Source organism: Streptomyces erythrochromogenes, from assembly GCF_040684695.1.
Classification (GTDB): domain Bacteria; phylum Actinomycetota; class Actinomycetes; order Streptomycetales; family Streptomycetaceae; genus Streptomyces; species Streptomyces erythrochromogenes_C.
The window spans coordinates 113,417-124,600 of record NZ_JBFBGM010000019.1; the positions used below are offsets into that span (position 1 = coordinate 113,417).

An 11,184-nucleotide genomic window follows, 5' to 3' on the forward strand; every position below is an offset into this window, starting at 1 on the left:
GTCGACGTGGCGACGGGTCACGAGTACGGTCATGGCCCCAGACAATCACAACCGGGGCACCCTGCACCAGGCCTTCCGGCCGAACCGCCGGAGCACGGCGCGGCGGAGCACCTGCAATCGAGTTGGTGCGTCGATCGAATGGCCCTGCTGTGCAAGGCAGATGAACGACTGTCAGTCGCCGTATGGCGGGAGCTCGAAGAGCGTGAGGGGAGACGGCGGGTAGAGCACCGCGCGAAGGCGGGCGAGCATGGCCCGCCACTCCTTCCCGTCCGCCGGGTCCACCCAGTTCGAAGCAGGCCCGTCCGCGTCGTCGGCCACGCGGACGAGGGCCTCGTCGGCGAGCGCCCGAAGGTCCGCGGAGAAGGCGGGCATGGGGGTCTCCGGGCCGTAGTGCGTCTCGAGGGCTTCGCCTCCCGGGTACTGGGCCGCGACCAGTGCCGCGGCCGCCACCGCCTCGTCGGCCTGCCAGTGGTGGCCGGTGGCGTCGACGGTCCGGACGAGGACGACGCGGACCATGGCCTCGCGTGCGCCGGGCTCGGCACCGTCGAGCGCGTCGGCGAAGTCCGCGGCCGTGTCGTTGTCGAACGGGCCGGTGCCCCAGGTGCCCATGCCGATCTCCTCACGCAGGTTCGCCGGGATCCTCGCACCAGGCGCTGACAACGGGCCGCGGCCGGTGGGATGCCTGGTGCGCGTCCGTGGGCCGCGTGGCCGCGTGGCCGCTCGGCCACGCGGTGAGGGCGGCCTAGCAGTCGTCGTGCGCGTGGTCGGCGTCTCCGCGCAGGACGCAGAATTCGTTGCCCTCGGGATCGGCGAGGACGGCCCACCCCGAACCGTCGGGGTCGCGGCGATCGGTGACGAGGGTGGCCCCGAGACCCAGCAGGCGCTCGACCTCGTCGTCGCGTGTGGTCTCGGGGCGCAGGCACAGGTGGATGCGGTTCTTGATCGTCTTGGGCTCGGGCACCTGGTTGAAGTACAGCACCGGGCCCTCCGCCAGCATCACCAGGGTCTCCTGGTGGCCCGGCTTGGAGTCCGGGTAGATCGGGCGGCCCGTCACCTCGCTCCAGAAGCGGGCCAGCTCGTAGGCATCCGCGCAATCGATCGCTACGTTCTGCAATATCGAAACCATGCGCGCCACCCTTGCCGATCTTGGTGCCGAGTGCCACCCGGTTGCGGGAACAACGAGGGGTTGTTGAGCGTTCATCTTTGCGTGGGGTGCGGGAAGGGTTGACGTCCCCGGGCCCGATCCGGCGCCCGCGATGCCTCCCCGTCGAGGCGGCGCGATGCCCCTCCCGCCCCCCGCCCAGGACGCCCCGGCCCGCCTCCCCCCCGGCCGGCCGGGGCCGCCCCGACCGGCCCACCCCCCCCGCCGGTCGGGGCCCGCTCGTCCACGGGTCCGGGCCGCCGCGCGCGGCCCGCCGCCCTCCCCCGGATACTGGAACAGCCCGTCTCGGGCCTCTCGGGCCTACCTCGCCGGTGGACGGGTAGGCGCGGCGCAGCAGGTGCCGTGTCGCACGGCGGCTTCGACCATCGGGAGGACCGATGACCCGACGAGTGCACGAGGTGATGACGCGCAACCCGGTGACCGTGGAGCGCCTGACCTCATTGGCGGAAGCGGCCCGGGTAATGCGGGACGCGGGCATCGGGGACGTATTGGTCGTCGACCGGGGCAGGCTCTGCGGGATCCTCACCGACCGCGACCTCGTCGTCCGCGGGCTGGCGGAGGACCGTGACCCAGTCGAGACGACCGTGCAGGCGATCTGCAGCGCCGAACCGCGCACGGTCGGGCCCGACGACCACGTCGACGAGGCGGTCGACCTCATGCGCCGGCACGCACTGCGGCGGCTGCCCGTGCGGAACGGGAGCGGCGAGCTCGTCGGCATCGTCACCCTCGGTGACCTGGAAGTCGAACGGGACCCGGGTTCGCCCCTCGCCTCCATCGCGGCGGCGGAGGACGACCGCGACGGGTGACGGTCGAGAGGGCGGCGGCCGGGCCGGCCGGAGGCGGGTGCTTCCGCCCTCCGTGAGAAGGAGCCGTGATCCGGGGGTTTGGGCCCCGGAGGAGTGGCCATAAGCGTGTTCACGGGGGTCCGCGGCGGTGAGCGGCGCGGACCCCCGCGAACGGACCCGGGCCGCGTGGTGGCCTCCCCCCGCCATCACGCGGCCGGGTGCCGTACGGCGAGACCGTCCAACGTGAGGTCGAGCAGGCGCTCCGCCTGTGGGCGGTGCTCCGCGCCGGCCGAGGTGAGGGCGATGCCTTCGAGGGCGGCGGCGACGTCGGTGGGGCCGATGTCGGTACGGATCGCCCCGGCGGCCGCGCACGCGTCCATGAGCGTGGTGATGGCGGCCCGGATCATCTCCCGACTCTGGCCGTACGGGTTGCCCCCCGTCGCGGCGATGGCCCGTAGGGCGTCGATCATGCCGTATTTGGCGGTCACGTAGTCGAGGAAGAGTCGCGTCCAGGCCCGCAGGGCCTCGGTGGGCGAGTCCCGGCTCGCGAGCAGGGCCGGCGCCGCTTCGCACAGGTGCGCCAGCTCATTGCGGTAGACCGCCTCGACCAGGGCCTCCCGGGTGGGGAAGTTCCGGTACAGCGTGGCGCTGCCCACGCCCGCCTCCTTGGCGATGCGCTCCATCTGTGTGTCCAGCCCCTGCTCCGTGAACACGCGCGCGGCAGTGGCGAGGATCTTCTCCCTGTTGCGCCGTGCGTCGGCACGCAACGGTCGCTCCGCTCCGTTGGCCATCGGTCTCGCCGTCCCCTCTCGTCATCGAGTGCCCATCGGCTTGCTAAGTGGGGGACTCCCCACTTAGCCTGACGCTAAATGGGGGACTCCCCGCTTTCACTCTAGGTCAATGAGGGAGCCGGTCATGTCGGGTATCCGGGGCAAGGTCGTCGCGATCACAGGTGCCAGCAGCGGTATCGGGGAGGCGACCGCGGTCCACCTCGCCGAACGCGGCGCCCGGCTGGTACTCGGCGCGCGCGGGGCCGACCGGCTGAACGCCGTCGTGGACGGCATCACGGCCCGGGGCGGCACCGCCACCGGCGTCGTCGTCGACGTCACGCGCCGCGAGGACCTCCAGCGGCTGACGGACACCGCCGTCGCCCGGTTCGGCCGGCTCGACGTCCTCGTCTCCAACGCCGGCACGATGGCCGTCTCACCCTTCGACGACCTGCGCCAGGACGACTGGGACGCCATGGTCGCCACCCACATCACGGGCCTGCTCAACGGCATCGGGGCGGCGCTGCCCGTCTTCCGCGGCCAGCGCTCCGGCCAGTTCGTGAACATCGGCTCCACCGCCGCCTACGTCGTCAAGCCCCCGCAGGGCGTCTACGCGGCCACCAAGACGGCGGTGAAGGTGCTGACGGAGGGCCTCCGCCAGGAGTCCGGCCCCGACCTGCGCGTCACCCTCGTCTCGCCCGGCTTCACCCACACCGGGGGAGTGGGCAGAGGAGCGAGCCCGGAGGTCGCGGCCGCGATGATCCGGCAGCGCGACGAGATCGCCATGCCGCCCTCCGCCGTGGCCTCCGCCATCGCCTACGCGATCGAGCAGCCCGACGGGGTCGACGTCAGCGAGATCGTCGTCCGGCCCACCGTGCAGGCCTGACCGCGCCGCAGGATCCGGGCCGGGGGACATGAGTGGCGCGGGGGCGGACAACCGGTGGGTATGACACGTCCACCGAACCAAGGCCACCACCGCGGCGACCGATCGCGTACCGACACCGACACCGACACCGACACCGGGACCGACATCGGCGCCGGGTGTGAGCCCGAGCACGCGGCCGGGCACGACGCCGACGCCGGACCGGGGGCGCTGGTCGAGGAGCGGGCCCCGGACCGGCCCGCCGAGCTTCCCGCCCGTGCCTGGCGGGCGGTGCTCCGGGGCACGGCCCGGGAGTTCCGCGACGACGAGCTGGCCGACCGGGCCGCGGCCCTGACCTACTACGGAGTGCTGGCGATCTTCCCCGCCCTCCTGGTCCTCGTCTCACTGCTCGGTCTGGCCGGCGAGGCGACGGCCGCGCGGGTGCTGGACAGCCTCCAGCAGCTCGCGCCCGGCTCCGCCCGTGACGTGATCCGGGATGCCGTCGGGCAACTGCAGGGCCGCAGCGGCGTCGGGTCGCTGATGGCGGTCGTCGGTCTGGTCGCGGCCATGTGGTCCGCCTCCGGCTACGTCGCCGCGTTCATCCGGTCCGCGAACGCCGTCTACGACGTGCCCGAAGGCCGCCCGGTGTGGAAGGTGCTGCCGTTGCGGCTGGCCCTCACCGTCACACTGGTGCTCCTCGCCTGCGCCGGCGCGCTGATCGTCGTGTTCACCGGCGGCCTGGCGCGCCAGGCGGGTGCGGCCCTGGGCATCGGCGACGGAGCCCTGACGGTGTGGTCGATCGCGAAGTGGCCGGCCCTCGTCCTCCTCGTCACGGTCATGATCGCCCTTCTCTACTGGGCGGCGCCGAACGCCAAGGGCCGCGGATTCACGTGGGTGACGCCGGGCAGTCTCCTGGCCCTGCTGATCTGGGCCATCGCCTCGGCCGGCTTCGCGTTCTACGTCGCGAACTTCGCCTCCTACAACAAGACCTACGGAGCCGTCGCCGGCGTCGTCGTCTTCCTCGTCTGGCTCTGGATCACCAACCTGGCCGTCCTCCTGGGGCTGGAGTTCGACGCGGAACTGTCCCGTCAGCGGGCGGTGGCGGGAGGGCTGCCCGAGGGCGAGGAGCCGTACGTCCGGCCGCGCGACACGCGTGCGTGGAACGCAGGGGACCGTCGACGCCTGGCCAGGTGACAGGTGACAGGTGACAGGTGACAGGTGACCGGGCGGCCCGGGGGCCGGACGGGCAGATCCGTGGGTGCGGGGGCGTTTACCGGGTAGGCGCGCCTCGACAGAGGCATGTGCATCGTGAAGGGGATACTCGGCATGAGCACGATAGAGCGACCGACCCACGTGGCCGATGAATCCGTGAGCGTGCTCGTCTCGCGCGCTTCGCGGCAGATCTCGGAGCTGGTCCGCGAGGAGATGCAGCTGGCGCGGGCGGAAATGACGCAGAAGGGCAAGCGTTTCGGCAAGGGCGGCGGCCTCTTCGGCGGGGCCGGCCTGCTCGGCTTCCTGGCCTCCCAGGCCTTGACGGTGACCTGTATCGCGGCCCTCGCGCTGGTGCTGCCGGTGTGGGCCGCGGCCCTGATCGTGGCGGTGGTGCTCGCCGCCGTCGCCGCCGTGCTGGCCCTGGCGGGGAAGAAGCAGGTGGCCGAAGCCGGCGCCCCCGTTCCGGCGCGGACCATCGACAGCGTCAAGGCCGATCTGGCCGTGATGAGGGAGAAGGCGCAGCGATGACGCGGGAACCCGACGGAACCCGGCCCGGTGCCGGTGCGGCCACGCCCGACGAACTGCGCGCACAGGTCGAGCGCACGCGTGACGAACTGGGGCAGACGATCGAGGCGCTGGCCGGCAAGGCCGATGTGAAGGCGCAGGCCAAGGAGAAGACCGCGCAGGTCAGCGACCTGATCCAGGAGAAGGCCGCGCACACGGCACAGCTGGTGAAGGACGCGACGCCGGAGCCGGTGCTGGACACCGCGGGCCGGGCCGCGACGGCGGTACGAGCCCACCCCAAGCCGTTGCTCGTGGCCGGCTGCGCGGCCCTGGTCGTCTTCCTGCTGGTGCGGCGCGGCTGCGGACACCGCTGAACACCGCTGACGCCGCTGACACCGCTGACGGCCCCGGGTGCGGGGGCGTAGGCCCCGGCGATCGCGGGGCGGCGGTGGCCGAACCGTCCCCGCCCGGCCGGCGGATCAGCGCGGCGCGGCGCGGTGGCCGAACCAGTGGCCGCGGCTCCGTGGGGCGTCGGCCGCCCGAGGCCCGGTGTCCGTACCCGTGTCGTCGCGTACGGGGCCACCCTCGCCCGCGCGGTCGGCGGCGACGGCCTCGCGCCGGGCCGCGTCGAGTTCCCGTCGGGCCCGTGCCGAACGCCGGGCGGAGCGGCGGGCGCCGATCACGACCAGGGCCAGGCCCAGGAGGGCCGCAGCTCCGACGACGATTCCGCTCAGGAAGAGGGATCCGGTCGAACCGGTGGCGTGGTAGCCGAGAACCGAGAAATCGCCTCCGGCGCCCAGTTCGTGTCCCGCACCGGCGTTGCCGAAGACGCCGGCCAGGCCGACGACGATCGCCGCGATCAGAATGACGAGTCCGAGAACGAGAATCATGGGTCGCTCCTTGCCTCCGCGCCCGGGCGATCCGCCGGACACGCCCGGCGCCTACCCGGTCCTCGGACGTTGACCCCGCCGACCCGTACCCGGCCGACCCCTGCCCCGCCGCACGCGCACCGCGTCGACCGCGTCTCGTAGTCGAAATAATGCGGAAAGTGACCGGCCGTGTCAGCGTGAGGGGGAAGAAGACCGGGGGATCCGCGGAATCCGACGGATCCGAGGGATCCTCACCCCCCTCAGAAGGAGTCTGCCGTCATGGGCGGAATGAAGGACAAGCGCCAGGAACCGGGCAAGGGCCGCGAGGAGCAGCGGCGCCCGCAGGGCCCCGGACTGGATCCGGTCCATCCCGAGCCCCGCCGGCCGTCCCGTCGGCCGGGCCACGAGGGCGAGTCCCGCGAGGACGGCCCGCAGGGCGACGCCTTCTGACCCGGAGCCGCTGAGCCGCACCAGCGCCGCTCCTGAGCATCACCCCACGCACGCAGGGCCCGGCCGGAGCCTGTAGTCACCCCGGCCGGGCCCTGTCACATCCGCGGCGGATCCGCCGGACGAGGGAGGAACGAGGTACCCGCGGCGCGGCAGGGCCGCCCTGCGGTCGCACGAAGCACTCGGGACAGTTCGAAGCCGGTCTTCGGCCCGGCGGGAAGCGGGCACCCATGACGGAGCGCCTCAAGGGATCGGGGCTGGTCGGCGAACTCTTCGCCGAGTTCACCGGCACCATGGTCCTCATCCTGTTCGGCTGTGGTGTGGTGGCCCAGGTGGTCGCCGGTGGAGCCCTCACGGATCCCGCCGGCGGCCTCGGAAACCACGACAGCATTGCCTGGGCCTGGGGTCTCGCAGTGACCCTGGGCGTCTACGTCGCGGCGAGGCTGAGCGGTGCTCACCTCAATCCGGCGGTGAGCGTCGCACTGGCCGCGTTCAAGGGTTTCCCGTGGAAGAAGGTGGGCCCCTACGCGCTGGCCCAGGTGGCCGGTGCCTTCGTGGGCGCCCTGATCGTCCGCTGGAACTACACCGAGGCGCTGGCCGCGGCCGACCCCGGCCACACCATCAAGACGCAGGGCGTCTTCTCCACCCTCCCGTCCAACGGGAACACGAACCTGCCGGTGACGGAGTGGGGCGCACTGCGCGACCAGATCATCGGCACCGCCATCCTGCTCCTGCTGATCTTCGCCGTCACGGATCTGCTGGGCACGCCGCCCGGCGCCAACCTCGCCCCGTTCATCGTCGGTCTGATCGTCGTGGCGATCGGCATGGCGTGGGGCACGAACGCCGGATACGCGATCAACCCGGCGCGTGACCTCGGCCCCCGACTTGCCAGCTATCTCACCGGCTACGGCACCGCATGGAGAGACCAGTACGGGCAGCTCTACTTCTGGGTTCCGATCGTCGGCCCGTTCATCGGCGCCGTGCTCGGCGGGGGCCTCTACAAGGTCCTCATCGGCCGGTTCCTGCCGGAGGCCGAGGCGGAGCCCCCCGGACTCGTGCCGGAACCCGAACCGGAGCCGGAGAAGGGCTGACCGCGCACGGGACGGACCGGCCGCGGCCGTCCGTCCCGGCTGGGCCCCCCACGCGGAACCCCCCACACGCGGAACCCCCAGAGGAGGCGCACCCCATGGCTGACTTCGTCGGCGCGGTGGACCAGGGCACCACGAGCACCCGATTCATGATCTTCGACCATGCCGGCAACGAGGTGGCGAGGCACCAACTGGAGCACTCCCAGATCCTCCCGCGCTCGGGATGGGTCGAACACGATCCGGTGGAGATCTGGGAGCGCACCAACTCGGTGATCCAGAACGCCCTGCGGCACGGCAACCTCGACGCCTCCGATCTGGCTGCCGTCGGCATCACCAACCAGCGCGAGACGACCGTCGTCTGGGACCCGCGCACCGGCCGCCCGTACTACAACGCCATCGTCTGGCAGGACACCCGTACGGACTCCATCGCCGCGGCGCTGGAGCGCGGTGGCCAGGGCGACGTCATCCGCCGCAAGGCGGGGCTGCCCCCGGCCACCTACTTCTCCGGCGGCAAGATCCAGTGGATCCTGGAGAACGTCGACGGGGTGCGGGAGGCCGCGGAGAAGGGCCACGCCCTCTTCGGCAACACCGACTGCTGGGTGCTGTGGAACCTGACCGGAGGACCCGACGGAGGCGTCCACGCCACGGACGTCACCAACGCCAGCCGCACCATGCTCATGGACCTGGAGACCCTCGACTGGGACGACGAACTGCTCGGCTTCTTCGGCATTCCCCGGTCCATGCTGCCCACGATCAACCCGTCCTCCCACCCCGAGGCGTACGGACGGACCCGCACCTCCCGGCCGCTGCGGGAGGCCATTCCCATCACGGGCGTCCTCGGCGACCAGCAGGCGGCCACCGTCGGCCAGGTCTGCTTCGCGCCCGGCGAGGCGAAGAACACGTACGGGACCGGCAACTTCCTCGTCCTCAACACCGGGACGGAACTCGTGCGCTCACAGCACGGGCTCCTGACCACCGTGGCCTACCAGTTCGGCGACAGCCCGGCGGTCTACGCCCTCGAAGGGTCCATCGCGGTCACCGGCTCCGCCGTGCAGTGGCTGCGCGACCAGCTGAAGATCATCACCGACGCCGGCGAGAGCGAACGCCTGGCCCGCACGGTCGAGGACAGCGGAGGCATCTACTTCGTGCCCGCCTTCTCCGGTCTGTTCGCCCCGTACTGGCGCTCCGACGCCCGCGGCGCCATCGTCGGCCTCGCCCGCTACCACGACAACGGCCATCTGGCGCGGGCCACTCTGGAGGCCATCTGCTACCAGAGCCGTGACGTCGTGGAAGCCATGGAGCAGGACTCCGGCGTGCACCTCGACGTGCTCAAGGTCGACGGCGGGGTCACCGCCAACGACCTGTGCATGCAGACGCAGTCCGACGTCCTCGGCGTACCGGTCAGCCGTCCCGTCGTCGCCGAGACCACCGCGCTCGGCGCCGCCTACGCCGCCGGCCTCGCGACCGGTTTCTGGCGGGACACGGACGAACTGCGCACCCACTGGCAGGAGTCCAAGCGCTGGGAGCCCCAGTGGTCCGAGGAGCGGCGCGCGGAAGGGTACGAGGGCTGGAAGCGGGCGGTGGAGCGCACCCTCGACTGGGCCAAGGTCGAATAGCCGCGGAGGCGGCGTAAATCGGTTGAGACGAGACGCATCGTCTTGCTATGGTCGACGCATGTCCTTCTACCGCTTCCCCTGAGTCCGGGTCCGGCGGCCCCGCCGCCTCCGCCGCCCGTCGACCCTTCACGTCACCAGGGAAAGCCCCATGCGCGAACGCGCCCACACCGCCGTGCCCGCTGCCGTGGCACAGCTGTCCGTCAAGGACGTCACCAAGTCCTACGGCACCCGCACCGTCCTCGACCAGGTCTCCTTCACCGTCCGCCCCGGCGAGAGGGCCGCCGTCATCGGCGAGAACGGCTCCGGGAAGTCCACCCTGCTGCGGCTCCTCGCCGCGGCCGAACCGCCCGACACCGGCGAGATCACCGTCAGCTTCCCCGGCGGGACCGGACACCTCGCCCAGACCCTCGACCTCGACCCCGGCCACACCGTGCAGGACGCCGTCGACCTCGCCCTCGCGGACCTGCGCGACATGGAGCGACGACTGCGGACGGCGGAGGAGGGCCTCGCCGACGCGTCCCCCGCCGCCCTCGACGCCTACGGCGAGCTGCTGACCGCGTACGAGGAACGCGGCGGCTACGAGGCGGACGCCCGCGTCGACGCCGCCCTGCACGGCCTCGGGCTCGCCGGGACCACCCGCGACCGTGCCCTCGGCTCGCTCTCCGGCGGGGAGCAGTCCCGGCTCGCGCTCGCCTGCGTACTGGCCGCCGCCCCCGAGCTGCTGCTCCTCGACGAGCCCACGAACCACCTCGACGCCCCGGCCGTGCACTGGCTCGAAGAACACCTGCGCGGCCACCGGGGCACCGTCGTCGCCGTCACCCACGACCGCGGCTTCCTGGAACGCATCGCCACCACCATCCTCGAAGTCGACCGGGATACGCGCACCGTGCACCGGTACGGCGACGGCTGGCCGGGCTACCGCGCCGCGAAGGCGGCCGCCCGGCGGCGCGCGGAGCAGGAGCACGCGGACTGGCGCGCGGAGGTCGGCCGTGGCGAAGAGCTGCTCGGAGCCGCAGCCAAGCGCCTGGCCACCACCGGCAAGGACCCGCGGCAGGGCTTCGGCAAACACCGCCGGTCGCACGAGGCCAAGCTCGGCGGACAGGTCCGGGCCGTCCGGGAGCGGCTGGCCCACCTGCGGCGCAACCCGGTGGCGGCGCCGCCGGAGCCCCTCAGGTTCACAGCGGCACTGCCCGCCGCGGACGACCGGGACCAGGACGCCGCCCGCAGCGGGGACCCGGACGCCGCCGCCCCGCTCGCCGAACTCGACGGCGTGGCCGTCGGGGACCGGCTGCGCCTCGACGGACTGCTGGCCGTCGCGCCGGGCGAGCGCCTGCTGGTCACGGGCGCGAACGGGGCCGGCAAGACCACCCTGCTCCGCGTCCTCGCGGGCGACCTGGAGCCCGACGCGGGGACCGTGCGCCGCCCGGCCCGGATCGGGTACCTCGCGCAGGAGCTGCCCGCCCGCTCCACCCGGCTCCCGCTGCTCGCCGCCTTCGCGGCCGGCCGGCCCGGCCCGCCGGAGGAACATGCGGGGCCGCTGCTGGCGCTCGGCCTGTTCCGCGAGGAGGACCTGCACGTGCCGGTCGCGGCGCTGTCCGCGGGCCAGCAGCGGCGCCTTCAGATCGCGAACCTGGTGACCCGGCCGGCGGACCTCCTGGTGCTGGACGAACCCACGAACCACATCGCCCTCGACCTGGTCGAGGACCTGGAGGCGGCCCTCGCCGCCTACCCGGGAGCGGTGGTCGCAGTCTCGCACGACCGCGGCTTCCGCCGGCGGTTCCCGGGGGAGCACCTGGAGCTGCACGCCGGCCGCAGGCACTGACCGCGGTCCCCTCCCCGCCCCCGGTACCTCCCTCCCCGCCGGGGGCGGGG

The 11,184-nt window shown here is 72.8% G+C and carries 13 protein-coding genes; 9 read left to right on the forward strand and 4 right to left on the reverse strand.

What is annotated here, in order from left to right; translation table 11 throughout:
• Positions 1-171 precede the first annotated feature (171 nt).
• Both AB0O53_RS25890 and AB0O53_RS25895 read right to left on the reverse strand, forming a co-directional pair.
• Positions 172-609 (reverse strand): DUF4259 domain-containing protein, encoded by a 438-nt coding sequence (locus tag AB0O53_RS25890; RefSeq protein ID WP_350995574.1) that lies wholly within the window; start codon positions 607-609, stop codon positions 172-174.
• A 133-nt stretch (positions 610-742) separates the two neighbouring features.
• On the reverse strand, positions 743-1,126 hold the full coding sequence (locus AB0O53_RS25895) for a VOC family protein (protein WP_350995576.1): 384 nt from the start codon (positions 1,124-1,126) through the stop codon (positions 743-745).
• 413 nt (positions 1,127-1,539) lie between these two features.
• Between AB0O53_RS25895 and AB0O53_RS25900 the strand changes: the two genes are divergently transcribed.
• The gene (locus AB0O53_RS25900; protein WP_350995578.1) at positions 1,540-1,968 is read left to right on the forward strand and encodes a CBS domain-containing protein; all 429 of its coding nucleotides are present in this window, start codon (positions 1,540-1,542) and stop codon (positions 1,966-1,968) included.
• 185 nt (positions 1,969-2,153) lie between these two features.
• On the opposite strand, the gene AB0O53_RS25905 is transcribed toward AB0O53_RS25900, so the two are convergent.
• Entirely contained in the window at positions 2,154-2,738 is a 585-nt protein-coding gene (locus AB0O53_RS25905) for a TetR/AcrR family transcriptional regulator (protein ID WP_350995580.1), read from the reverse strand.
• Positions 2,739-2,862: 124 nt separating this feature from the next.
• Here AB0O53_RS25905 and AB0O53_RS25910 point away from each other — a divergent pair, with 124 nt between their 5' ends.
• The 4 genes from AB0O53_RS25910 (at position 2,863) to AB0O53_RS25925 (ending at position 5,666) form a co-directional block, all read left to right on the forward strand.
• On the forward strand, positions 2,863-3,600 hold the full coding sequence (locus tag AB0O53_RS25910; RefSeq protein ID WP_350995582.1) for an SDR family oxidoreductase: 738 nt from the start codon (positions 2,863-2,865) through the stop codon (positions 3,598-3,600).
• A gap of 60 nt (positions 3,601-3,660) precedes the next feature.
• Complete coding sequence (locus AB0O53_RS25915; protein WP_365198590.1) at positions 3,661-4,770, forward strand: YihY/virulence factor BrkB family protein; 1,110 nt, start codon at positions 3,661-3,663, stop codon at positions 4,768-4,770.
• Positions 4,771-4,902: 132 nt separating this feature from the next.
• Positions 4,903-5,316: a phage holin family protein gene (locus AB0O53_RS25920; RefSeq protein ID WP_350995586.1), complete on the forward strand. Its 414-nt coding sequence runs from the start codon at positions 4,903-4,905 to the stop codon at positions 5,314-5,316.
• Positions 5,313-5,666: a DUF3618 domain-containing protein gene (locus tag AB0O53_RS25925; RefSeq protein ID WP_365198594.1), complete on the forward strand. Its 354-nt coding sequence runs from the start codon at positions 5,313-5,315 to the stop codon at positions 5,664-5,666. The genes AB0O53_RS25920 and AB0O53_RS25925 overlap by 4 nt, the downstream gene beginning before the upstream one ends.
• 105 nt (positions 5,667-5,771) lie before the next feature.
• Here the strand turns inward: AB0O53_RS25925 and AB0O53_RS25930 are convergent, their stop codons facing one another.
• Positions 5,772-6,182: a hypothetical protein gene (locus AB0O53_RS25930; RefSeq protein ID WP_350995590.1), complete on the reverse strand. Its 411-nt coding sequence runs from the start codon at positions 6,180-6,182 to the stop codon at positions 5,772-5,774.
• A 258-nt stretch (positions 6,183-6,440) separates the two neighbouring features.
• Between AB0O53_RS25930 and AB0O53_RS25935 the strand changes: the two genes are divergently transcribed.
• The 4 genes from AB0O53_RS25935 (at position 6,441) to abc-f (ending at position 11,134) form a co-directional block, all read left to right on the forward strand.
• Complete coding sequence (locus AB0O53_RS25935) at positions 6,441-6,611, forward strand: hypothetical protein (RefSeq protein WP_350995592.1); 171 nt, start codon at positions 6,441-6,443, stop codon at positions 6,609-6,611.
• Between the two features lie 227 nt (positions 6,612-6,838).
• Positions 6,839-7,699 (forward strand): MIP/aquaporin family protein, encoded by an 861-nt coding sequence (locus tag AB0O53_RS25940; RefSeq protein ID WP_350995594.1) that lies wholly within the window; start codon positions 6,839-6,841, stop codon positions 7,697-7,699.
• A 95-nt stretch (positions 7,700-7,794) separates the two neighbouring features.
• On the forward strand, positions 7,795-9,312 hold the full coding sequence (glpK, locus tag AB0O53_RS25945) for a glycerol kinase GlpK (protein ID WP_350995596.1): 1,518 nt from the start codon (positions 7,795-7,797) through the stop codon (positions 9,310-9,312).
• Positions 9,313-9,460: 148 nt separating this feature from the next.
• Positions 9,461-11,134 (forward strand): ribosomal protection-like ABC-F family protein, encoded by a 1,674-nt coding sequence (gene abc-f / locus AB0O53_RS25950; RefSeq protein ID WP_350995598.1) that lies wholly within the window; start codon positions 9,461-9,463, stop codon positions 11,132-11,134.
• The last annotated feature ends 50 nt before the right edge of the window (positions 11,135-11,184 follow it).

Coding starts and splice junctions, on each gene's coding strand:
- AB0O53_RS25890 (WP_350995574.1), bottom strand. CDS start 609: ATGGGCACCTGGGGCACCGGCCCGTTCGACAACGACACGGCCGCGGAC.
- AB0O53_RS25895 (WP_350995576.1), bottom strand. CDS start 1,126: ATGGTTTCGATATTGCAGAACGTAGCGATCGATTGCGCGGATGCCTAC.
- AB0O53_RS25900 (WP_350995578.1), top strand. CDS start 1,540: ATGACCCGACGAGTGCACGAGGTGATGACGCGCAACCCGGTGACCGTG.
- AB0O53_RS25905 (WP_350995580.1), bottom strand. CDS start 2,738: ATGGCCAACGGAGCGGAGCGACCGTTGCGTGCCGACGCACGGCGCAAC.
- AB0O53_RS25910 (WP_350995582.1), top strand. CDS start 2,863: ATGTCGGGTATCCGGGGCAAGGTCGTCGCGATCACAGGTGCCAGCAGC.
- AB0O53_RS25915 (WP_365198590.1), top strand. CDS start 3,661: ATGACACGTCCACCGAACCAAGGCCACCACCGCGGCGACCGATCGCGT.
- AB0O53_RS25920 (WP_350995586.1), top strand. CDS start 4,903: ATGAGCACGATAGAGCGACCGACCCACGTGGCCGATGAATCCGTGAGC.
- AB0O53_RS25925 (WP_365198594.1), top strand. CDS start 5,313: ATGACGCGGGAACCCGACGGAACCCGGCCCGGTGCCGGTGCGGCCACG.
- AB0O53_RS25930 (WP_350995590.1), bottom strand. CDS start 6,182: ATGATTCTCGTTCTCGGACTCGTCATTCTGATCGCGGCGATCGTCGTC.
- AB0O53_RS25935 (WP_350995592.1), top strand. CDS start 6,441: ATGGGCGGAATGAAGGACAAGCGCCAGGAACCGGGCAAGGGCCGCGAG.
- AB0O53_RS25940 (WP_350995594.1), top strand. CDS start 6,839: ATGACGGAGCGCCTCAAGGGATCGGGGCTGGTCGGCGAACTCTTCGCC.
- glpK (WP_350995596.1), top strand. CDS start 7,795: ATGGCTGACTTCGTCGGCGCGGTGGACCAGGGCACCACGAGCACCCGA.
- abc-f (WP_350995598.1), top strand. CDS start 9,461: ATGCGCGAACGCGCCCACACCGCCGTGCCCGCTGCCGTGGCACAGCTG.